Below are 21,799 nucleotides of genomic sequence, written 5' to 3' on the forward strand. Positions count from 1 at the left end.
ACGCGAGAAGAAAGATGAACACTGTGACCGAAGCAATCGCCGTCCCTGGAGCCCTCAAGCGCCTCGCCGACGAGGGTGTGTCCGTGTGGCTGGACGACCTGTCCCGCAGGCGGATCACCTCGGGCAGCCTCGCCGACCTGGTGGCGAGCGGCAGCGCCGTCGGTGTCACGACGAACCCGTCGATCTTCCAGGCCGCCATAGGCTCCGGGGAGGGTTACGAGGAGCAGCTGGCCGACCTCGCCGTGCGGGGGGTCACGGTCGACGAGGCCGTGCGGATGATGACGACCGCCGACGTGCGCGACGCCGCCGACGTCCTGCGCCCGGTGTACGACGCCTCCGGGGGCCGGGACGGCCGGGTCTCCATCGAGGTCGACCCCCGTCTCGCCCATGACACGGGGGCCACCGTCGCCGAGGCCAGGCAACTGGCCTGGCTGGTCGACCGGCCCAACGTGATGATCAAGATCCCGGCGACGAAGGCGGGCCTGCCGGCCGTCACCGAGGTCGTCGGCCTCGGCATCAGCGTCAACGTGACCCTGATCTTCTCCCTGGAGCGCTACCGCGAGGTCATGGCCGCCTACCTGGCCGGCCTGGAGAAGGCCCGGGAGCGCGGCGTCGACCTGTCGACGGTCCACTCGGTGGCGTCCTTCTTCGTCTCCCGCGTGGACAGCGAGATCGACAAGCGGCTGACGGCCCTCGGCACCGAGGAGGCCCTCGCGCTCAGGGGCCGCGCCGCACTCGCCAACGCCCGCCTCGCCTACGAGGCCTACGAGGACGTCTTCGCCTCCGCGCGCTGGCTCGCGCTCGCCGGGGACAAGGCGAACAGGCAGCGTCCGCTGTGGGCGTCCACCGGTGTGAAGGACCCCGCGTACAAGGACACCCTGTACGTGGACGAGCTGGTCGCGCCGGGCACCGTCAACACCATGCCGGAGGCCACCCTGTACGCGGTGGCCGACCACGGCGAGATCACCGGCGACACGGTGACCGGCGGCTACCCGCAGGCCCGCGCCGACCTGGCCGCCCTGGAGCGGCTCGGCATCTCCTACGACGAGGTCGTCCAGCAGCTCGAGGACGAGGGCGTCGCCAAGTTCGAGTCGGCCTGGCAGGACCTGCTGGACGCCGTCTCCACGTCCCTCGACAGCAAGGGAGTTGACGCGTAATGACGAACCAGGCCCCTGAGGCCCCGGCCGCGCAGGCAGAGGTGCGCGTGCCGGTGGCCCCGGCCGCCGACTGGGTGAACCCGCTCCGGGACGCCCGCGACCGCCGGCTCCCCCGCATCGCGGGGCCTTCCGGTCTGGTCATCTTCGGCGTGACCGGCGACCTGTCCCGCAAGAAGCTGATGCCGGCCGTGTACGACCTGGCCAACCGCGGCCTGCTGCCGCCGGGCTTCTCCCTCGTCGGGTTCGCCCGGCGCGACTGGGCGGACCAGGACTTCGCCGAGGTCGTGCACGACGCGGTCCGCGAGCACTCCCGCACGCCGTTCCGCGAGGAGGTGTGGCAGCAGCTCGCCGAGGGCATGCGCTTCATCCCCGGCGACTTCGACGACGACACCGCGTTCAAGCAGCTGAAGGACGCCGTCGACGAGCTGGACGCCTCCCGCGGCACCGGCGGCAACTTCGCCTTCTACCTCTCGGTGCCGCCCAAGTTCTTCCCCAAGGTCGTCCAGCAGCTGAAGAAGGTCGGCCTGGCGAACCCGCCCGAGGGCGCCTGGCGCCGCGCGGTCATCGAGAAGCCGTTCGGCCACGACCTGAAGTCGGCCCAGGACCTGAACCGGGTCGTGCACGACGTGTTCGATCCGGAGCAGGTGTTCCGGATCGACCACTACCTCGGCAAGGAAACGGTCCAGAACATCCTGGCGCTGCGCTTCGCCAACCAGATGTACGAGCCGATCTGGAACCGCAGTTACGTCGACCACGTGCAGATCACCATGGCCGAGGACATCGGCATCGGCGGCCGGGCCGGCTACTACGACGGCATCGGGTCGGCCCGTGACGTCATCCAGAACCACCTGCTGCAGCTGATGGCTCTGACCGCGATGGAGGAGCCGATCGCGTTCGACGCGGAGGCGCTGCTCACCGAGAAGCTGAAGGTGCTGAAGTCGGTCCGGCTGCCCGACGAGCTGGGCCGGCACACCGTGCGCGGCCAGTACGCGTCCGGCTGGCAGGGCGGCGAGAAGGTCGTCGGGTACCTGGAGGAGGACGGTATCGACCCGGGGTCGAAGACCGACACCTTCGCCGCGGTCAAGCTGGGCATCGAGAACCGCCGCTGGGCGGGCGTCCCCTTCTACCTGCGCACCGGCAAGCGGCTGGGCCGCCGGGTCACCGAGATCGCGGTCGTCTTCAAGCGGGCCCCGCACTCCCCGTTCGACTCCACCGCCACCGAGGAGCTGGGCTCCAACGCGATCGTCATCCGCGTCCAGCCGGACGAGGGCATGACCGTGCGGTTCGGATCGAAGGTGCCGGGCACCTCGATGGAGATCCGGGACGTGTCGATGGACTTCGCCTACGGCGAGTCGTTCACCGAGTCGAGCCCGGAGGCGTACGAGCGGCTCATCCTGGATGTGCTGCTCGGCGACGCCAACCTGTTCCCCCGTCACCAGGAAGTGGAAGAGTCCTGGAAGATCCTCGACCCGATCGAGGAGTACTGGGCGGCGCACGGCAGGCCGGCGCAGTACGCGTCGGGCAGCTGGGGACCGAGGGAAGCGGACGACATGCTCGCACGAGACGGACGGAGCTGGCGCAGGCCATGAAGATCGACCTGACCGACACCACGGCAAGCAAGATCAATAAGGCGCTGGTGCAGGGCCGCCGCGCCATCGGCACCCCGGCCGTGGGCATGGTCCTGACGATGGTCATCGTCACGGACGAGGAGAACGCCTACGACTCGATCAAGGCGGCCGAGGAGGCCTCGCACGAGCACCCCTCGCGCACCCTGGTCGTCATCAAGCGGCACGCCCGCACCCTGCGCGACCGCACCTCCTCCCGGCTCGACGCCGAGGTCCGGGTCGGTTCGGAGGCCGGCACCGGCGAGACGGTCGTGCTGCGCACGTACGGCGAGGTCTCCGACCACGCCGACTCGGTCGTCCTGCCGCTGCTGCTGCCGGACGCGCCGGTGGTCGTGTGGTGGCCGGTGGAGGCCCCCGACGCCCCGGCGAAGGACCCGCTGGGTGCGCTCGCCCAGCGCCGGATCACCGACCTGTACGCGGTGGAGCGGCCGATGGAAGTCCTGAACACCCGAGCCCGCAACTACGCTCCCGGTGACACCGACCTCGCCTGGACCCGGCTCACGCTGTGGCGGTCCATGCTGGCCGCCGCCCTGGACCAGGCCCGGACCAAGGTGACGTCGGCGGCGGTCGAGGCCGAGCAGGACAACCCCAGCGCCGAACTGCTCTCGCGCTGGCTGGAGGCCCGCCTGAACGTCCCGGTGGACCGTGTGGTCTCCGCCGGGCCGGTGGTGACGGCCGTACGCCTGGGGACCGCCGCCGGTGAGATCGTCATCGACCGCCCCGAGGGCCCGCTCGCGACCCTGACCCTGCCGGGTCAGCCGCCGCGCACCCTCGCCCTGAAGGTCCGCCCCACCTCCGAACTCATCGCCGAGGAGCTTCGCCGCCTCGACGCCGACGAGATGTACGCCATCGCCCTCACGGGCGAGGCCGCCAAGGAGAACGCCTGACATGTCCGACGCCCCGTCAGACACCCCCGAACTCATCCGCAGGCCCGAGTGGACGGCGCTCGCCGACCACCGCGCCCAGGGACAGCCGCACCTGCGCGAGCTGTTCGCGACGGACCCCGGCCGCGCCGAGCGGTACGTCGTCACGGTCGGCGACCTGCGCATCGACTACAGCAAGCACCTGATCACCGACGAGACCCTGGCCCTGCTCCAGGAACTCGCCGCCGCCACCGGTGTGTTCGCGTTGCGGGACGCCATGTTCCGCGGCGAGCGGATCAACGTCACCGAGGACCGGGCGGTGCTGCACACCGCGCTGCGCGCCCCGCGGGACGCGGTGATCGAGGTCGACGGCGAGAACGTGGTGCCGCAGGTGCACGCGGTCCTGGACAAGATGGCCGGCTTCGCCGACCGGGTCCGCTCCGGGGAGTGGACCGGACACACCGGCAAGCGGATCAGGAACGTCGTCAACATCGGCATCGGCGGCTCCGACCTCGGCCCCGCCATGGCCTACGAGGTGCTTCGCAGCTTCACCGACCGCGACCTGACGGTCCGCTTCGTGTCGAACGTGGACGGCGCCGACCTGCACGAGGCCACCCGCGACCTGGACCCGGCCGAGACCCTCTTCATCGTCGCGTCCAAGACCTTCACCACGATCGAGACGATCACCAACGCCACCTCGGCCCGCTCCTGGCTGCTGAAGGCGTTCGACGGTGACGAGAAGGCCGTCGCCAGGCACTTCGTGGCGCTGTCCACCAACGCGGAGAAGGTCACCGGGTTCGGCATCGACCCGGAGAACATGTTCGAGTTCTGGGACTGGGTCGGCGGCCGCTACTCCTACGACTCCGCGATCGGCCTGTCCCTGATGATCGCCATCGGGCCCGACCGGTTCCGGGAGATGCTGGACGGTTTCCGCCTGGTCGACGACCACTTCCGCACCGCACCCGCCGAGGCCAACGCCCCGCTGCTGCTCGGCCTGCTGGGCATCTGGTACAACAACTTCCTCGACGCCCAGTCGCACGCGGTCCTGCCGTACAGCCACTACCTCTCCAGGTTCACCGCCTACCTCCAGCAGCTGGACATGGAGTCCAACGGCAAGTCGGTGCAGCGGGACGGCAAACCGGTGGAGTGGCAGACCGGGCCGGTCGTGTGGGGCACGCCCGGCACCAACGGGCAGCACGCCTACTACCAGTTGATCCACCAGGGCACCAAGCTGATCCCGGCGGACTTCATCGGCTTCGCCCGTCCCGTGGCCGAGCTGAGCGGTGAACTGAAGGCGCAGCACGATCTGCTGATGGCCAACTTCTTCGCCCAGACCCAGGCCCTCGCCTTCGGCAAGACCGCCGAGGAGGTCCGGGCGGAGGGCGTGCCCGAGGAGCAGGTGGCGCACCGCACCTTCCAGGGCGGCCATCCCACCACGACGATCCTCGCCGGCGAGCTGACCCCCTCCGTCCTCGGTCAGCTGATCGCCCTGTACGAACACAAGGTGTTCACGCAGGGCGCGGTCTGGAACATCGACTCCTTCGACCAGTGGGGCGTGGAACTGGGCAAGGTCCTCGCCAAGCGCGTCGAGCCGGCCCTCACCGAGGGTGCCGACGTGCCCGGCCTCGACCCGTCGACCAAGGCCCTCGTCGCCGCCTACCGCACTCTCAAGAACGCCTAGGGAAGTGAACTGACATGCAGCTTGGTCTCATCGGTCTCGGCAAGATGGGCGCCAACATGCGCGAGCGGATCCGCCGCGCCGGCCACACCGTCATCGGCTACGACCGCAACCCCGAGGTCTCGGACGTCAAGAGCCTCGCCGAACTGATCGAGAAGCTCGACGCGCCCCGCCATGTGTGGGTGATGGTCCCCGCGGGCACCGCCACCCAGACCGTCGTCGACGAGCTGGGCGACCTGCTGGAGCCCGGCGACACGGTGATCGACGGCGGCAACTCCCGCTGGACGGACGACGAGAAGCACGCCGCCGCGCTCGGCATCAAGGGCATCGGCTTCGTCGACGCCGGTGTCTCCGGTGGCGTGTGGGGCCTGAAGAACGGCTACGCGCTCATGGTCGGCGGCGACAAGGAGCACGTGGACCGGCTGCAGCCGATCTTCGACGCGCTCAAGCCGGAGGGCCCGTACGGCTACGTCCACGCGGGCCGGGTCGGCGCCGGGCACTTCTCGAAGATGGTCCACAACGGCATCGAGTACGCGATGATGCAGGCCTACGCCGAGGGCTGGGAACTGCTGGAGAAGGTGCACTCGGTGGAGAACGTCCGCGAGGTGTTCCGCTCCTGGCAGGAGGGCACGGTCATCCGTTCCTGGCTGCTGGACCTCGCGGTCAACGCCCTCGACGACGACGAGCACCTGAAGCAGCTGCGCGGCTACGCGGAGGACTCCGGCGAGGGCCGCTGGACCGTCGAGGCGGCCATCGACAACGCGGTGCCGCTCCCGGCGATCACCGCCTCCCTGTTCGCCCGGTTCGCCTCCCGGCAGGACGACTCGCCGCAGATGAAGATGGTCGCGGCGCTGCGCAACCAGTTCGGCGGCCACGCGGTCGAGAAGAAGGACTGACCGGCCGTGGGGGACCTTCTGCTGGTCCGCCACGGTGAGACGGAGTGGAGCCGGTCGGGCCAGCACACCAGCTGGACCGACCTGCCCCTGACCGAGCACGGCGAGGAACAGGCCAAGTCCCTCGCCCCGCTCCTCACCGGGCGGACCTACGCCCTGGCGCTGGCCAGCCCGCTGGGCCGCGCGATACGCACCGCCGAACTGGCGGGCGTACCAGGGGTCGAGCCCGAACCCGACCTGCACGAATGGGACTACGGGGGCTACGAGGGCATCACCACCGCCGAGATCCATCGCGGCCGTCCCGGCTGGGACCTGTGGACCGACGGCGTGGCGCCCGGCCCGGCGGACCATCCGGGCGAGTCGCCCGAGGAGGTCGGCGCCCGCGCCGACCGGGTCCTCGCCCGCGTCGGCGACGCCCTCGCCGGGGACGCCGGTGACGTGGTGCTCGTCGCGCACGCCCACTTCCTGCGGGTGCTGACCGCCCGCCGGCTGGGCCTTCCGGCGGTCGAGGGCCGCCTCTTCCAGCTGGCCACGGGCACGGTCAGCCGCCTCTCCACGGAGCACGGGCGGCCCGTGATCGCGGAGTGGAACCGGCACGCGTGACCACACCGCCGACGGCCCGGGTCACCTCGTGTGACCCGGGCCGCGGTCGTTCCGGCGACCGGAGCCGCGCGCACGATGCCGTCGCCGGCCGGGCCTCGCGCCGAAGCGCCGCGCGCACGATGCCGTCACCCCGCACGGCCCGCGAGGAATCGCCGCCCCATACCCCCGTGGGGCTCCCGGCCGTGCTTCTACAATCACCGGCACGCGAACACGCGTACTCCACGCGTCCCACGGCCCCCGAAGGACATCGATGACGAGCGTCGAAGAACCGCTGCGCCCCGCGGAGCGGGTGCGTGACGCGACTCGCACCAGGGCCGAGATCCTCGACGTGGCCACGCAGGAGTTCGCGCGGGCCGGTTACGACGGCGCGCGGGTGGACGAGATAGCGGCCCGCACCCGCACCACCAAGCGGATGATCTACTACTACTTCGGCGGCAAGGAGCAGTTGTTCACGGCCGTGCTGGAACGGGCGTACGGGGAGATCCGGCGGGCCGAGCAGGAACTCGACGTGGAGCATTTGGACCCGGTCGCGGCGATCCGGCACCTGGCCGAGCTGACCTTCGACCACCACGAGCGGCACCCGGACTTCATCCGCCTGGTCAGCATCGAGAACATCCACGGCGCCGCGCACATCGCGGCGTCCGGGAAGCTCGGGCGGATCGGCTCACCGGCCCTGGACGTGCTCCGCCGCGTCCTGGCCGCCGGGCAGGAGTCCGGTCTGTTCACGGCCGGCGTCGACGCCGTCGACCTGCACGCGATGATCAGCTCGTTCTGCTTCTTCCGGGTGGCCAACCGGCACACCTTCGGCGCCCTGTTCGGCCGGGACCTGGTGGCTCCGGCGCGGCGGGAGCACTACCGCACGATGCTCGGGGACATGGTGATCGCGTATCTGACGGCGCAACGCACCGCCGGCTGAAGCCCCGCGCCGCCCCTCGGCCCGGGGAAGCCGCGAGCACCGCGCCCCTCCCCCACGCCGCTCGGGACACGGAGAGACCGCGAGCACCCCGCCCCTCCCCCGCGCGCCCGGGACACGGAGAGACCGGCGGGCCCCCTTCCTTGCCCGCCACCGTGGACAGCCGCCCCGGGTGCCGGTCGGTAGGCCGGTCGCCGCGGTCCCCGGCCGCCCCGGTGCTCACGCGGGCGGGGCGGCCGCCGCGTCGAGCAGGGGCCCCAGCTCCCGTACGACGGTGGTGAGCGGCCGTACGTCCTGTTCGGCGCGGGCGAGGATGATCGCGCCCTCGATGGCACTGATCATCAGCGTGGCCAGGGACGCGGCACGGGCCGCCGGGACGCCCATGCCGGTGAGGGCCTCGGCGAGCGGGGCCCGCCAGGTCGCGAACGCCTCGGCCACCGCCTCGCGCGCAGAGGTGCCGGCCGACCCGCGGTCGACGGTGGCCGCGGCGACCGGGCATCCGGTGACGAAGCCGTCCGCCGCGTACTCGTCGGCCCACTGCGCGACCATCGCCGCGAACAGGGCGCTCGGCGTCGGCTCCGCGAGCCCGTCCACAAAGCGTGCGATCCGCTTGCCCGCGTACCGGCCGGCCCAGGTGACGGCCTCGGCCACCAACTGCTCCTTGCCGCCGGGGAAGTAGTGCTGGAGGGAGCCGCGCGGTGCGGCGGCATGCGCGGCGACCTCGCGCATGCCCGTGGCGCCGACGCCGTCACGGCGGATCAGCTGGGCCGCGCTGAAGACCATCCGCTCCCGCGGACCCCGCCGCGCCTCGGCCATGGCCGACCTCCGTTCCTCGGCCCTCACTCTATGACCGGCGTCATAGCGGACGCTACTATGACCACTGTCATACTCGGCTGGCGGAGGGAAGGGCGGCCACCGTGCACGTCGGTTACATCGGGTTCATCGGGCTCGGAGTGATGGGCCGCCCCATGGCACTGCGTCTGGCGGCCGCAGGCGTCCCGCTGGTGGTGTGGAACCGGACGCCGGAGCGCGCGGAGCCGCTGCGGGCGGCCGGGGTGGAGGTGGCCGCCGACGCCGGCGAGGTGTTCGCGCGGGCGGACGTGGTACTGCTGATGCTCGCCGACGAGACCGCGACGGACACGGTCCTCGGCCGCGGCACCCCCGCCCTGGCCGCACGGGTCGCCGGCCGGACCGTCGTACACATGGGCACGACCTCACCCGAGTACTCCCGGACCCTCCAGGACGAGGTCCGGGCCGCCGGCGGCCGGTACGTCGAGGCACCCGTGTCCGGCTCGCGGATCCCTGCGGAACAGGGGCAACTGGTGGCCATGCTCGCCGGCGAGGAGTCCGCCGTCGAGACCGTCCGGCCGCTGCTCGCGCCGATGTGCCGCGAGACCTTCGTGTGCGGTCCGGCACCCGGCGCCCTGCTGATGAAGCTCTCCGTGAACCTCTTCCTGATCACCCAGGTGACCGGTCTCGCGGAGGCGTTCCACTTCGCCGAGCGCCAGGGCCTGGACCGGCGGCTCTTCCTGGACGTCCTCGACGCGGGCCCGATGGCCAGCGGGGTCTCCCGGATGAAGGCTCCCAAGCTGCGCGAGCGGGACTTCGAGGTGCAGGCGGCCGCGCTGGACGTGCTGAAGAACAACCGGCTCATCGCCGAGGCGGCCCGCGGGGCCCGCCTCGCCTCGCCGCTCCTCGACGTGTGCCACAGGCTGTTCGAGGAGACCGTGGCAGGGGGCCACGGCGGCGAGGACATGGTCGCCGTACTGCGGGCGATCGAGGCGCGGACCGCCGACGCACCGTAGCCGCGCCCACCGCTCCGGCTCAGCACCGCGATCATCGCCCGCCGCTCCGGCTCAGCGCCGCGATCATCGCCCGACGCGTCGCCGTCGGCCGCTCCGGCTCAGCGCCGCGGGGCGCCGTAGGCCCGGTCCACGTGCAGGCGCACCACCAGGCGCCGGTCGCGGATCATCGCGGCCCGGTAGTCGTCCCAGTCCGGGTGTTCGCCGAGCACGTCCCGGTAGAGCCGGACCAGTTCCTCCACCGTCTCGTCGTGCGGGTCGGCGGCGACCGGGGACAGCTCGGCCGTGCCCTCCGCGACGGTGTACGCCCAGCGGTCGGCGCTGGTGACGTGGTACGAGGCACGGGGGTCGCGGCGCAGGTTGCGGGTCTTGGCACGGTCGTCGGTGACCGAGATCCGGATGATCCGCTCGTCCGCGTAGTAGGCGTGGCTGACATTGGACAGCTGAGGCCGGCCGTCACGCTTGAGGGTGACCAGCACCCCACCATGACCGTCGGCGAGCAGATCGAGCAGCGCGCCCTGTTCGGAGTCCTGAGTCATTCCAGGGTCAACCGCACGCGGCCGGCCGCGCATTCCCGCACTCCAAGGGGGACGTAGACACTGTCTCCTCCGACCTGGCTGGGCGAGGGTACGGGTGCGGCACTGCTCGCCCTGGCGGGCGTGGCCGCGCCCGGTGTGCCGCTGGCCGGTGCGCCGCCCCGGTCCGGCGGCGTCGCGTCGCTCACACACACCGGCGAGGAGCGGGTGCCCGGCGGTGTTCCTGCGCGACGATGACGCACGCGTGCACGCCTGCCGCGGCAGACGGAACGCACCGCGTACGACGCCGAGCGGAGGAGAGCGATGGGACTGCTGCGACAGGAAGCCGAACCGGGCGAGGCGGGGCTGGACGCCACGGCGCTGAGCCGGCTGGACCGGCACTTCGCCCGTCACGTCGACGAGGGGCGGCTGCCCGGCTACCTGCTGTCCGTGGCCCGTGGCGGCCGGGTCGCCCACCTCACCACGTACGGTCTGCGTGACATGGCCGCCGGGCTGCCGGTCGGGCCGGACACGCTGTGGCGGATCTACTCGATGACCAAGCCGGTGACCGCGGTCGCGGTCCTGATGCTGGTGGAGGAGGGCCGGCTGGCCCTGGACGATCCGCTCGACCGCCATCTGCCGGTGTTCGCCGACCCCCGTGTGTACGACGGCGGTGAGGGCACCGGCGTCCGCACCCGCCCCGCCGCCGGGCCCGTCCTGATCCGGCACCTGCTCACCCACACGGCGGGCCTGACCTTCGGCTTCTACTACAAGCACCCGGTCGACGCCCTGTATCGCGAGGCGGGTCTGGAGTTCTCGGTGCCGCCGGGTGCCGGCCTGGCCGAGACGGTCGAGCTGTACGCGCGGATGCCGCTGCAGTTCGACCCGGGCACGCAGTGGAACTACTCGGTCGCCTCCAATGTGCTGGGCCGGGTCGTCGAGGTGGTCTCCGGGCGGCCGCTGGACACGTTCTTCGCCGAGCGCATCCTCGGACCGCTCGGCATGACCGACACCGGCTTCCACATCGAGCCCGAACAGGAGGGCCGGATGGCCGAGTTGTACGGCGAGCGGCAGGACGGCGGGATCGAGCCGGTGCCGGGGTTGCCGGTGCGCGGCCGGCCGCGGTTCCTGTCCGGCAGCGGCGGTCTGGTCTCCTCGGCCCACGACTTCCACCGCTTCATGGAGATGCTGCGCCGGCGCGGCGAGCTGGACGGCACCCGGCTGCTGTCCGCGAACACGGTGGCCCTGATGACCCGCAACCAGCTGCCCGGCGGGGCGATCGTGCGCGACTTCGGCGCGCCGGGCCACCAGGAGCCCGGCAACGACGGCCTCGGCTTCGGCTTCAACGTCTCCGTGGTGGTCGACCCCTCCCGTACCCTGGCCCCGTCGAGCCTGGGCACCTACGGCTGGACCGGGGCGGCCTCCACCGCGTTCTGGGTCGACCCGCGCCACGACCTCACCGTGCAGTTCATGACCCAGGTACGCCCGAAGACCCTGAAGCTCTTCCCGGACCTGCGGCGGCTGGTGCACGAGGCCCTGCCGGACTGACCGTGCCGCCTCGGGCCACCCACCGCGCGGCGGCCCGAACGGCTCCGCCCCACCGTGCGAAGCGGGGCCGGCGCGTCAGGAACCGTGGGCCACGGCGTCGAGGTGGGGCAGGTGGTGGTCCATCCGCTCCCGCTTGGTCCGGAGGTAGGTGATGTTGCTCTCGCACGGCTCGATCAGCAGCGGCACCTGCTCGGCGACCTGGATGCCGTGCCGGAGCAGCGCCTCCCGCTTGGCGGGGTTGTTCGACATCAGCCGTACCGAGCCCACCCCGAGGTCGCGCAGGATCCCGGCGGCGACGCCGTAGTCGCGGGCGTCGACGGGAAGACCGAGCGCCAGGTTCGCCTCCACGGTGTCCAGGCCCTCCGCCTGCAGGGCCATCGCCCGCAGCTTGGCGAGCAGCCCGATGCCGCGGCCCTCGTGGCCCCTCAAGTAGACGACGACGCCGCTGCCTTCGGTGACCACCGCGCGCATCGCCGCGGCCAGCTGGTCGCCGCACTCGCAGTGCTGCGAACCGAACGCGTCCCCGGTCAGGCATTCCGAGTGCAACCGGACCAGGACGTTCTCGGTGCCGATCTCGCCGTGGACGAGCGCGACTTGTTCGTCACCGCGGTCGTGGTCCAGGTAGCCGATCGCCTGGAATTGCCCGTACACCGTGGGCAACGGGGTATTCACGACGCGTTCCGCGCCCGAACGCCGCGGGGACTTCTTGCCGAGTACGCCGAGGTTTTCTGTCATGATCTGATTCCTAAGCAGAGACGAAAGGCCGTGAAAAGATGAGTGATTCGGGCGCGCGAGCGGCGGCAGCATACGGTGTGGTGCCGACGGACACCACAGAAGACGTACGGGCGCGGGGGGCGGGCGGTTCAGCACAGGTCGCCGTCCTGCCCGTGGGCAGCTTCGAACAGCACGGCCCCTGCCTTCCGTTGGCGACCGACACGCTGATCGCCTGTGCCGTGGCACGGGAGATCGCCGCCGCATACCCCGTGCACCTCCTTCCTCCGGTGACGGTCTCCTGCTCGCACGAGCACGCGGCCTGGCCGGGGACCGTCAGCATCTCCTCCGTGACCCTGCACGCCGTGGTCCGGGACATCGCGGCCTCGCTGCGCCGCTCGGGCGTGGAGGCACTCGTCGTGGTGAACGGGCACGGCGGCAACTACGTACTGGGCAACGTCGTCCAGGAGGCCTCCGCGCGCGGGGAGCGGATGGCGCTGTTCCCGGCCGCCGAGGACTGGGAGGCGGCGCGGGAACGGGCCGGAGTACTGACCTCGCTGCTCACCGACATGCACGCGGGTGAAATCGAGACGTCCATTCTGCTGCACGCTCACCCCGAATTCGTCCGGCCTGGTCACGAGTCCACCGATTTCATCGCCGACGACCGCCGGCATCTGCTCACCGTGGGAATGTCCGGCTATACCGAATCGGGCGTCATCGGCCGTCCTTCCCTCGGTTCGGCGGAAAAGGGGAAGGAACTGCTGGCGAGCCTCGTCGAATCCTTCGAGCCGTATTTCGCGTTGGTCACCTCGTCCGGAGGACGCGGGTAGTCCGTCGCGGGCGCCCGGCCGGGATCCGCCGTGAGTGCCGGCCCCGACTCCGGCGCCGGCATCCGGGCGGGGGGCACAACTGCGGCTCCGGCGGCCGGGGCCGCCCGCCTGCGGGCGACGAGGACGACCGCGCCGGGCAGGCTCGCCACGAGGCTGAGCACGCCGTAGACCACGCCCACGGCGACGCCGGTGCTCGCGCCCAGTCCGGCGGCTCCGAACGCCCAGGCCGTGACGCCCTCGCGGGGGCCGAAGCCGCCGACGTTCAGGGGCAGGCCCATGGCGACGAGGGCGAGGACGGCGAGCGGGAACAGCACCGCGACCGAGGCGGCGGAGCCCGCGACCCGGGCCGCGACCACGAACATCACGAGGTGCCCGGCGAGGACGACCGCGGAGGACAGTGCGATGCCCGGGCCGCCCCGGCGGGAGAACAGGCCCCGCCGTGCCTCGCGAAGAGCGGTGCGCAGCGCCCCTTCGCGCCGCGCGGGTGTGCGGTTCATACGGACGGCGAGGACGACGGCCAGCGCGCCGGCGGCCGCGAGGGCCACCAGCGGGGCGAAGCTGCGGGCGTCCGCGCGGACCGGGGACGGCAGGCTCAGCAGCACCGTCGCACCGACGACGGTCAGCGCGAGCTGACCGGCGACCCGCTCCAGCACGACCGCCTTCACCCCGCGCCGGAGATCGCCCGCGCTCTGCCCGTGCCGGACCGCCCGGTGCACATCCCCGAGGATGCCGCCGGGCAGGGCCGCGTTCAGGAACAGCGCCCGGTAGTAGTCGGCGACGGCGGGCCTCAGCGGCAGCCGGATGCGCAGTCCCCGGGCCACCAACTGCCAGCGCCACGCGCTGAACACGGTGGTGACCACGCCGATGCCCAGCGCGGCCAGCACCGTCACGGTGTCGATGCGCCGGAGCCCGTCGAGCAGCGCGCCGGTGCCGAGCCGCCACATCAGCGCGGCGAGGATGACCACCCCGGCGGCGGTGCCCAAGTGGGTGCGCAGCGCACGGGAGCCGAGACGACGGGGCGCGGTGGCCTGCGCCGGGCCGGGCGCAGCCGCCGGCCGCGGCACGTCCACCGGCCCAGGAACGGCCACCGGCCCGGGCACATCCACCGGCCCAGGCACGTCCGACGGCCCAGGCGCGGCTACCAGCCCGGGCATGTCCACCGGCCCGGGCACGTCCGAGGGCCCGGGCATGTCCACCGGCCCGGGCATGTCCGAGCGCACGGCCTCCGGCGCCGGATCCGGCGGCGGCGGTGACGCCGGAGGTGACGCCACGGTGGCGGGCGCCGCCGGGTGCAGAAGTACCGCGCAGGCCGCGTCGGCCGTCGCCGCCCGCGCGTTCATGACGTTCCTCCAGCCGCCCCGGGCAGTGCCAGCAGGTCGCTGTGGTGGACGACGGCCCGCAGCTCACCGGCGGCGCAGGCGGCGAGCCGGTCGCGCAGGTAGCGATCGGCCCGCTCGCGCAGTTCCGGCCGCTGCTCGACGGCGGCGCCCACCCAGCCCCGCAGCCACTGCTCGGTCAGGGCGGCCTGGTCCGGGCCGAGCAGCCACGGGCTCGCGTGCACCCGTACCGTCGCCCCGCGTTCCGCGAACGCCTCGCACGTCACGGTGACCGCGTCCGGGCCGAGCAGCCCGTCACGGCGCTGATGGGCGTTGAACGCCTCGGCTATCTCGGCGTCCAGCGGATCGGCCGGGGTCAGTTCCACGCGTCCGGCGACGGACAGCGTGAGCAGCGCGGCGCAGCCGGCACCGGTACAGGCGTCGGCGAGGGTGCCGACCTCCTCCGGAGTGAGTACGTCGAGCAGCGCGGACGCGGTCACCAGCGAGGCACCGGCGAGCGCGTCCGGGGTCAGCCGGCCCACGTCGCCACGGCGCGTCTCGACCGTCACGCGGCTGCCGTCGGCGGCCGAGCGGGGGGCGGCCACGGCGGCGAAGTGCAGCAGATAGGGGTCGCGGTCGTGCAGGACCCAGTGCTGGGAGCCGTCCAGCCGGGGCGCCAGCCAGCGGCCCATCGACCCGGTGCCGCAGCCCAGATCGTGCACGACCAGTCCACCCGTCCGCCCCGGCAGGTCGGCCAGCCGGACGCGCAGGGGGTCGAGCAACTCCTCCGCGCGGGCGGTCGCGTCGGCGGCCTGCCGCAGCTGGAGCCACTCGGGCGCGTACCGCGGCGGCTCCTCGGAGTCACCGTCCCGCAGCCGTACGGTGGCCCGCTCGCCCGCCCGCCCGACCGGCCCGGCCCCGGCGACGACCAGGGCGCTGCCGACGCCCTCATGCGCCTTGGATCCCATGTCGTCCTCCGGGGAGACGCTGTCGGTCGGCATACGGGTCTCCGCTTCGTCGGCGCCCTCGGTCGTCCGAGCCGCCCGGGGCTCGTTCCCGGCGTGTGTCACGGACTCCGCCGCGCTCGGCCCGGGCTGCGCCGGGATCGGGGGCCTCGGGCCCGGCCGGGCCGAAGGGGAACCGGCCGATGCGGTCCTCGGGGTGCTCATGCCGCCCTCCTCGGTGTTTCGGGGAGCCGTCCGAGGACTCCGGCCAGGCTGCGCGCGGTGGTGGCCCAGCCGTCGAGCGCGGCGCGCCGGCCACGGGCGGCGGCCTTCAGCCGACGGCGCACGTCGGGCTCGCCGAACCAGCCGCGCAGTTCGGCCGCGAGCGCCGCGGGGTCCTCCGGCGGGACCAGGATCCCGGGCACCCCGCCGTCGGGCGCGCGGCCGACCGCCTCGGGCAGCCCGCCGACGTCGGTGGCGAGGACGGGGATGCCGCGGGCCAGGGCCTCGGTCACCGCCATGCCGTAGGTCTCGGCGTAGGAGGTGAGGACCGTCAGGTCGGCGGCGGCGTAGGCGGCGTCCAGGTCGGCGCCGGAGCGCGGGCCGGTCAGCCGCAGGCGGTCGGCGAGGCCGTACCGCTCGATGAGGGTGCGCAGATGGGCCACGTACCCGGGGTCGTGGCCGAGGCCGCCGACGCACTCGCAGGTCCACGGCAGGTCCCGTACCGTCGCGAGCGCCTCCACCAGCCGGTGCTGGCCCTTGCGCGGGGTCACCGCGGCCACGCACAACAGGCGGGAGACGCCGTCGGTGCCGGGTGCGAGGGGCGCGATGTCGGCCCCGGGCGCCGCGACGTGCACCCGGTCGGGGGCGAGTCCGTGGTGGGAGACGAGGCGGCGCACCGCCCAGTCGCTGGTCGCGATCACGGCGGGCACCGCCCGCAGCACCGCGCGCTCACGGCCGTCGAGATCGGCGGCGACGGCCGCGTCCAGGCCGGTCTCGTCGCCGAGCGGCAGATGGACGAGCACCGCGAGCCGCAGCCGTGCGGCCTCCGGGACGACGATCTCCGGCACGCCGCAGGCGACCAGCCCGTCGAGCAGGACGACAGCGTCGTCCGGCAGGTCGCGGAGGGTGCGGGCGAGGCCGTCCCAGGCGGCCCGGTCGGGGCGCGGCCAGGTACCGGGCGCGGCGTGCCGGGTGACCTGCCAGCCGAAGCCGGGCAGGTCCAGACAGACCCGGCGGTCGTAGGCGTTGCCGCCGCTGGGCGCCGACGGGTCGTCGACACCGCCCGGCATGACGAAGTGAACGGTGCGCAGGGACATGGCGACGATTCCGGCGTTCTCGGCGGTGGCACCGGCCTGCACGGGCACGTAGCCGAGACGCGCCCGCTCCACGGTGTTCGGGTTCGGCACGGTCGGGTGGGAGTGATCCGGGCCGGGGACGACGCGCCTCACCGTCGGCTCGGCCCGCCCCGGGGCCAGGGCGGGGAGACCCGGGGCCGAGGCGGGACGACCCGCGCTCGGGCCCGGACGCCCCACGGCCGGGGCGGACGGTGCCACGGCCGGGGCGAACGGTCCCGCGGCCGGGGCGGACGGCTCTCCGGTGCGATCGGTGCCGCTGCGGTGGGCGCGATCAGTGCGATCAGTCCGGTCGGCGCGATCGGTGCGATCGGCGCTTTCGACGGTCACCTCGGTCACAGGTCACGCTCGTAACTCGCCCAGGCGATGTGCGACTCGTGCAGGGAGACCGTGATCCCCGCCAGGCCCTTGGCGCCCTCGCCGAGGGCGCCCTTGTGGACGCGTTCGGCGAGCCGGTCGGCGATGACCTTGGCGAGGAACTCGGTGGACGTGTTGATCCCGGCGAACTCGGCCTCGTCGTCGAGGTTGCGGTAGTTCAGCTCGGCGACGACGGCGCCCAGCTCCTGCGTGGCCAGGCCGATGTCGACCACGATGTTGTCCTCGTCCAGCTGCTCACGGCGGAACGTGGCGTCCACGAGGAACGTGGCGCCGTGCAGTCGCTGCGCGGGCCCGAAGACCTCGCCGCGGAAGCTGTGGGCGATCATGATGTGATCGCGGACGGTGATGCTGAACAACGGACGACCCTCCAGGTGCGGCGCGTCTGGTCCCCCGGCCTTTGCCCGCCGGGGGATGCCGTGTAGTACGGCTCTCCGCTTCCCCGTGTTCAGCCCTCCCTCACTCTTTTCTCAGGTCAGGCCCGTCCCGGCGTACCGCACCCGGTGGCACAGGGCGGGGACCTCGCCCGAGGCCAGCTTCGGCATGACGTCCGGGAGTTCCTCGAAGCCGCTCTCCCCCGTGATCAGCGCGTCCAGCGCCGGGTCGGCGAGCAGGTCGAGGGCGAGGGCCATGCGGTCGGCGTAGGTGCGCCCGGCGCGGGCGGCCGGGGACACGGTGCCGACCTGGCTGCCGCGCAGAGCGAGCCGCCGGGAGTGGAAGGCCTCGCCCAGCGGCAGGCTGACGTGCCGGTCGCCGTACCAGCTCAGTTCCACGACCGTGCCCTCGGGGGCGAGGAGTTGCAGGGCGCGGGAGAGGCCGGCCTCGGTGGCACTGGCGTGTACGACGAGGTCGCAGTCGCCGAGAGCGTCCGCCGGCGCGGCGAAGTCGACGCCGAGCGCCTCGGCCGTCACGGCGCGGCCCGGGTCGGCGTCGACGAGCTGCAGCCGGACGCCGGGGAACCGGGCGAGCAGCGCGGCCACCGAGCAGCCGACCATGCCGCCGCCCACCACCGCGATCCGGTCGCCGATCAGCGGCGCCGCGTCCCACAGGGCGTTCACGGCGGTCTCCACGGTGCCGGCCAGCACGGCCCGGGCCGCGGGTACCCGCTCGGGCACCACGGTCACGGCGCTCACCGGAACGACGTAACGGCTCTGGTGCGGATACAGGCAGAAGACCGTACGGCCGATCAGCCCAGTGGGTCCTTCCTCGACCACGCCGACGTTCAGGTAGCCGTACTTGACGGGGCCGGGGAAGTCGCCCTCCTGGAACGGCGCCCGCATCACGGCGTGCTGGCTGTCGGGGACGCCGCCGCGGAAGACGAGCGTCTCCGTGCCGCGGCTGACCCCGGAGTAGAGCGCGCGCACCACGACCTCGTCCGCTGCGGGCTCCGCAAGGGTGACGTCGCGCAGCTCACCGTGGCCGGGTGAGCGCAGCCAGAACGCGCGGGCCGACCGGTTCATCGGCATCCTCCTGAACGATCGGGAAGTTGTTCACGTACCGAGAAGTGCACAGGCCGCGCACAGTACGCGGCGTTGATCGACTCTGTCACTCGGCCGGAGGGTGAGCGGTGGCCCTGAACAACACGTACGACGCGAGGCTTCAGCAGGAGACCGCTGTGGGAGCGGGCGTGCAGATCCTGCTGCTGGCCCTGCTCGGCTCGGCGATCGGCCTGGGGCCGGCCGGCTGGCTGACGGGGCTCGCCTTCGCGTTCGCCACCTGGGCGGTGCTCTCCCGCGCCCTGCACCGCTCCAGCCTCCGCCACTTCGGGCCCGCGAACCGGGTCACGCTCGGCCGGGCCACCCTGGTCGGCGGGGTGACCGCGCTGGTCGCGGACTCCTTCCGGAGCACGCCACCGGTGACGCTGCTGGTCGCCCTGACCGCCGTGGCGCTGCTCCTGGACGGTGTGGACGGCAAGGTGGCCCGCCGCACAGGCACCTCATCCGCGCTGGGCGCCCGCTTCGACATGGAGGTGGACGCGTTCCTGATCCTGGTACTGAGCGTCTACGTGTCGCTGGAGCTGGGCCCCTGGGTGCTGCTGATCGGCGGTATGCGGTACGGCTTCGTCGCCGCGGCCCGGGTCGCGCCCTGGCTGAACGCCCCGCTGCCGCCGTCCTTCGCCCGTAAGACCGTCGCCGCGATCCAGGGCGTCTGCCTGCTGGTGGCGGGCTCCGGGCTGCTGCCTCAGCCGGTGAACCTCGGCATCGTGCTGTCGGCGCTGACTTCGCTGACGTGGTCGTTCGGCCGCGATGTGCGCTGGCTGTGGCTCAACTCCCGCGTCCCGGCGCCCGCACCGGCCGAGCCGAGGGTGCTGGAGCTGGCGGCGCGCTGAGCGGCCGGTTCACCGAGCACCGCGCGGACCCCTTCGAGGTCCGCGGGCCCAGCAGCCGGGGGGACGATGCGCGGGGCTCGTGACCGACCGGCGGTGCGGTGAGGCCGGCGTCGCAGCTGTGGACCCGGCCCAGGCCCACCAAGGCGCGTCGGCACCGAAGCGGGTGCGACGGCACCCTGCGGCCGGGGCCGTCCTGCGTTGGATGGTCCGACGGTGCCGTCCCGGCCACACGGACGACTGCCGGCCCTTACGTCAGGCCCGCACGGCCTCCCTTGCCGCTCCGCCGGCCAGCTCCCGCAGCTTCTCCCGCGTTCGCGGGTCCGTGGAGTACACGATCGTGCCGACCATGCCGCGGGTCAGCAGCACCTTGTACGTGTTCCGGATCAGGCGGTCGACGTCGGCGTCGGAGGTCGACTTGCTGAAGACCGGGTCCTTGGACTGCGTGCGGTCCGTGATCCAGCGGTCGCCGCGCCAGACCAGGTCGGGACCGATGATCACGCCGGACCAGTCGTACTCGAACCCCTGAGCGGTGTAGACGCACCCGACCTGGCCGAAGCCGGCCGGGTCGGTGGCCCACAGGGCGGACGGCGGCGCGCCCGAGACGGAGCGTTCACCCCGGAGGTTCCAGGGGCGGGCCCAGTCACCGATGACCACGTCGGCGGGGAGCGGATGACCGGGCTTGGGCTCCGGGGACCAGGGCCAGCAGTAACCGGCGGACATCCGGGCGCCGTAGCCCTGGGCACGACGGGCTTCGAGGAAGGCCTCCATCTCCGCCGGGCTGTCGGCGACCAGCAGCCGCATTCGGTCGTCGGGTTCCCAGACGACCGGCCCGCCGGGGTCCAGACCGAGGAGGCGTACCACCCAGCGCAGATACCCGTCACTGCCACCGCAACGGAACTGGCTCTCCAGCGGTACGACACTGCACTCGAGGCCCTTGGCCGCCGCGGCGGCCATGATGTCCCCCACCGTGCCCATCTCGCCGGGGCGCACCACCTGGTGTTCGTCGAGCAGGAAGACAGGGACGCGGGCGACGTCGATGAGTTCGTCGATCTGCCGCTTGCCCGTGCGACGGGCCGCCGAGGTGAAGCGGTTGGCGGAGGTCTCACGGATGCGGTGGGCCTCGTCGCAGATCAGCACGTCGAGGGAGTTCTTCTCGGTCGTCATGAAACTGTTGAAGTACTTGAAGAGGTCCTGGACGTCGCGCCTGCGCGTGCCCGCGACCTTGCGCATCGTCTTCGTGAACGACTGCGATCCGGTGGCGTGCAGGGCCGGGAGACCCTGCCGGAAGAGCTCGCCGAGCAGGGACAGCGCGATGACGCTCTTGCCCGTCCCAGGCCCGCCCGTGACGACCACGATCTCCTTGTGATCGGACCGCTTGGCCTTGCGAACAGCGTTGAGGACCATACGGTAGGCAACCTGCTGCTCGTCCAGGAGGACGAACTGCTCGCGCTCGCGCACCTCCTGGGCCGCGACCGCCATCAACTGCCTCGACGGCACCGTCCTGCCCGCCTGCAGCTCGTCGGCCGCGCGAGCGCCGGGTACCTTGTCGCTGAGCCTGGTGCGGAGGTGGTCGATGAACTCACCGCGCCGCTCGCCGGTGAACAGCAGGCTCCGGCCGTCGAGTTCGACCGCCCGCAGACCGCCCACACCGAACTCCGTGGCGTTGTGCAGAAACGCGACGCCGCTGACCCGGTCCGGGTGCTCGGCCACCGCGCCGTTGAAGTTGACGAGGTACTCGCAGTACCGCCGTACCTGCTCAATGGGGTTGAGGACCGGGTGGGCGTAGGCATCGATGCGGCACAGGGCGGGATCGTCCTCGTCCGGCTCCGCCTGGCTCCACTGTTTCAGCTCCACGACGACGTATGACGGTTCGCCCGTGACCGGGTGCACTCCGGCGAGAACGGCGTCGGCCCTCTTGCTGTTCAGCGGAAGGGCGTATTCCAGCATGACCTCGACGTCGCCGAGGCCCGCGTCGTTGAGTGCGGCAGCCAGCGCGGGGATACTCCGCTCCCACGAGCGGGCCTCCGCGTTGCCGGGCCGGTAGCCGTGCATGTGGACGAACTGCTCGGTGAGGTGGAGGTAGAGCGAACTGTCGAGCGCTCGCGCGGCGATCGTTTTCGCGGACTCGCGGAACAGCAAAGACATCCCCCAGGCAGCACGAAGTGACTCGTGCGGGTGGGGGCGTGTCCTTCGAGACCCCGCCGAGGCGGAGCGGAAGCCCGTCGGGCCGCTATGACGATGTGATCAAGCCTACCGGGACGACGTCGGGAGGGAAGGGCAGGTTGCGTGACTTTCTGGGCGGGTCGCGGGAGCCGCCGGGGTCGGGGCGGCGGAGGCGTTGT

General features: G+C 72.5%; 19 protein-coding genes and 1 pseudogene. 11 read left to right on the plus strand and 9 right to left on the minus strand.

Annotated elements, in window-relative coordinates; translation table 11 throughout:
• Positions 1-14 precede the first annotated feature (14 nt).
• From tal to ACGFT2_RS05430, 7 genes are all read left to right on the plus strand, one after another.
• Positions 15-1,157 (plus strand): transaldolase, encoded by a 1,143-nt coding sequence (gene tal / locus ACGFT2_RS05400; protein WP_393273689.1) that lies wholly within the window; start codon positions 15-17, stop codon positions 1,155-1,157.
• Positions 1,157-2,746: a glucose-6-phosphate dehydrogenase gene (zwf, locus tag ACGFT2_RS05405; protein WP_393273691.1), complete on the plus strand. Its 1,590-nt coding sequence runs from the start codon at positions 1,157-1,159 to the stop codon at positions 2,744-2,746. The genes tal and zwf overlap by 1 nt, the downstream gene beginning before the upstream one ends.
• Positions 2,743-3,669: a glucose-6-phosphate dehydrogenase assembly protein OpcA gene (gene opcA, locus ACGFT2_RS05410; RefSeq protein WP_393273693.1), complete on the plus strand. Its 927-nt coding sequence runs from the start codon at positions 2,743-2,745 to the stop codon at positions 3,667-3,669. Before zwf ends, opcA begins: the two co-directional genes overlap by 4 nt.
• 1 nt (position 3,670) lies before the next feature.
• Positions 3,671-5,326 carry a glucose-6-phosphate isomerase gene (gene pgi, locus ACGFT2_RS05415; RefSeq protein ID WP_393273695.1) on the plus strand — a complete coding sequence of 552 codons (1,656 nt, stop codon included), beginning with the start codon at positions 3,671-3,673 and terminating at the stop codon, positions 5,324-5,326.
• 14 nt (positions 5,327-5,340) lie between these two features.
• Positions 5,341-6,219 carry a phosphogluconate dehydrogenase (NAD(+)-dependent, decarboxylating) gene (gene gnd / locus ACGFT2_RS05420; protein WP_393273696.1) on the plus strand — a complete coding sequence of 293 codons (879 nt, stop codon included), beginning with the start codon at positions 5,341-5,343 and terminating at the stop codon, positions 6,217-6,219.
• A gap of 6 nt (positions 6,220-6,225) precedes the next feature.
• Positions 6,226-6,819 (plus strand): histidine phosphatase family protein, encoded by a 594-nt coding sequence (locus tag ACGFT2_RS05425; RefSeq protein ID WP_393273698.1) that lies wholly within the window; start codon positions 6,226-6,228, stop codon positions 6,817-6,819.
• A gap of 250 nt (positions 6,820-7,069) precedes the next feature.
• Positions 7,070-7,735 carry a TetR/AcrR family transcriptional regulator gene (locus tag ACGFT2_RS05430; RefSeq protein WP_393273700.1) on the plus strand — a complete coding sequence of 222 codons (666 nt, stop codon included), beginning with the start codon at positions 7,070-7,072 and terminating at the stop codon, positions 7,733-7,735.
• 216 nt (positions 7,736-7,951) lie between these two features.
• Here the strand turns inward: ACGFT2_RS05430 and ACGFT2_RS05435 are convergent, their stop codons facing one another.
• Positions 7,952-8,548, minus strand: coding sequence for a TetR/AcrR family transcriptional regulator (locus tag ACGFT2_RS05435; protein ID WP_393273702.1), 597 nt, complete (start codon positions 8,546-8,548; stop codon positions 7,952-7,954).
• A 101-nt stretch (positions 8,549-8,649) separates the two neighbouring features.
• On the opposite strand from ACGFT2_RS05435, the gene ACGFT2_RS05440 reads away from it, so the two are divergent.
• On the plus strand, positions 8,650-9,537 hold the full coding sequence (locus tag ACGFT2_RS05440) for an NAD(P)-dependent oxidoreductase (protein ID WP_393273704.1): 888 nt from the start codon (positions 8,650-8,652) through the stop codon (positions 9,535-9,537).
• 98 nt (positions 9,538-9,635) lie between these two features.
• On the opposite strand, the gene ACGFT2_RS05445 is transcribed toward ACGFT2_RS05440, so the two are convergent.
• Positions 9,636-10,073: a PPOX class F420-dependent oxidoreductase gene (locus ACGFT2_RS05445; protein WP_393273706.1), complete on the minus strand. Its 438-nt coding sequence runs from the start codon at positions 10,071-10,073 to the stop codon at positions 9,636-9,638.
• A 300-nt stretch (positions 10,074-10,373) separates the two neighbouring features.
• Here ACGFT2_RS05445 and ACGFT2_RS05450 point away from each other — a divergent pair, with 300 nt between their 5' ends.
• Complete coding sequence (locus tag ACGFT2_RS05450) at positions 10,374-11,597, plus strand: serine hydrolase domain-containing protein (protein WP_393273707.1); 1,224 nt, start codon at positions 10,374-10,376, stop codon at positions 11,595-11,597.
• A gap of 75 nt (positions 11,598-11,672) precedes the next feature.
• On the opposite strand, the gene ribA is transcribed toward ACGFT2_RS05450, so the two are convergent.
• The gene (ribA, locus tag ACGFT2_RS05455) at positions 11,673-12,332 is read right to left on the minus strand and encodes a GTP cyclohydrolase II (RefSeq protein WP_393273709.1); all 660 of its coding nucleotides are present in this window, start codon (positions 12,330-12,332) and stop codon (positions 11,673-11,675) included.
• 38 nt (positions 12,333-12,370) lie between these two features.
• Between ribA and ACGFT2_RS05460 the strand changes: the two are divergent.
• A pseudogene (locus tag ACGFT2_RS05460) lies at positions 12,371-13,120 on the plus strand (creatininase family protein); the annotation flags it as partial.
• On the opposite strand, the gene ACGFT2_RS05465 reads toward ACGFT2_RS05460, so the two are convergent.
• The 5 genes from ACGFT2_RS05465 to ACGFT2_RS05485 form a co-directional block, all read right to left on the minus strand.
• Complete coding sequence (locus tag ACGFT2_RS05465) at positions 13,006-14,292, minus strand: YbhN family protein (protein WP_393273898.1); 1,287 nt, start codon at positions 14,290-14,292, stop codon at positions 13,006-13,008. The pseudogene ACGFT2_RS05460 and the gene ACGFT2_RS05465 sit on opposite strands and share 115 nt — an antisense overlap.
• A gap of 182 nt (positions 14,293-14,474) precedes the next feature.
• A complete protein-coding gene (locus tag ACGFT2_RS05470; protein ID WP_393273900.1) occupies positions 14,475-15,422 on the minus strand; it encodes a trans-aconitate methyltransferase in 948 nt (315 codons plus the stop codon).
• Positions 15,423-15,619: 197 nt separating this feature from the next.
• The gene (locus ACGFT2_RS05475; protein WP_393273711.1) at positions 15,620-16,807 is read right to left on the minus strand and encodes a glycosyltransferase family 4 protein; all 1,188 of its coding nucleotides are present in this window, start codon (positions 16,805-16,807) and stop codon (positions 15,620-15,622) included.
• Between the two features lie 281 nt (positions 16,808-17,088).
• Complete coding sequence (locus tag ACGFT2_RS05480) at positions 17,089-17,487, minus strand: 6-pyruvoyl tetrahydropterin synthase family protein (protein ID WP_393273713.1); 399 nt, start codon at positions 17,485-17,487, stop codon at positions 17,089-17,091.
• Between the two features lie 111 nt (positions 17,488-17,598).
• Entirely contained in the window at positions 17,599-18,588 is a 990-nt protein-coding gene (locus ACGFT2_RS05485) for a zinc-binding alcohol dehydrogenase (RefSeq protein WP_393273715.1), read from the minus strand.
• Positions 18,589-18,695: 107 nt separating this feature from the next.
• Between ACGFT2_RS05485 and ACGFT2_RS05490 the strand changes: the two genes are divergently transcribed.
• Positions 18,696-19,457: a CDP-alcohol phosphatidyltransferase family protein gene (locus tag ACGFT2_RS05490; RefSeq protein WP_393273717.1), complete on the plus strand. Its 762-nt coding sequence runs from the start codon at positions 18,696-18,698 to the stop codon at positions 19,455-19,457.
• A 252-nt stretch (positions 19,458-19,709) separates the two neighbouring features.
• Here the strand turns inward: ACGFT2_RS05490 and ACGFT2_RS05495 are convergent, their stop codons facing one another.
• Positions 19,710-21,596 carry a DNA/RNA helicase domain-containing protein gene (locus ACGFT2_RS05495; protein ID WP_393273902.1) on the minus strand — a complete coding sequence of 629 codons (1,887 nt, stop codon included), beginning with the start codon at positions 21,594-21,596 and terminating at the stop codon, positions 19,710-19,712.
• Between the last annotated feature and the right edge of the window lie 203 nt (positions 21,597-21,799).

This window comes from Streptomyces sp. NPDC048514 (assembly GCF_043199955.1).
Taxonomy (GTDB): domain Bacteria; phylum Actinomycetota; class Actinomycetes; order Streptomycetales; family Streptomycetaceae; genus Streptomyces.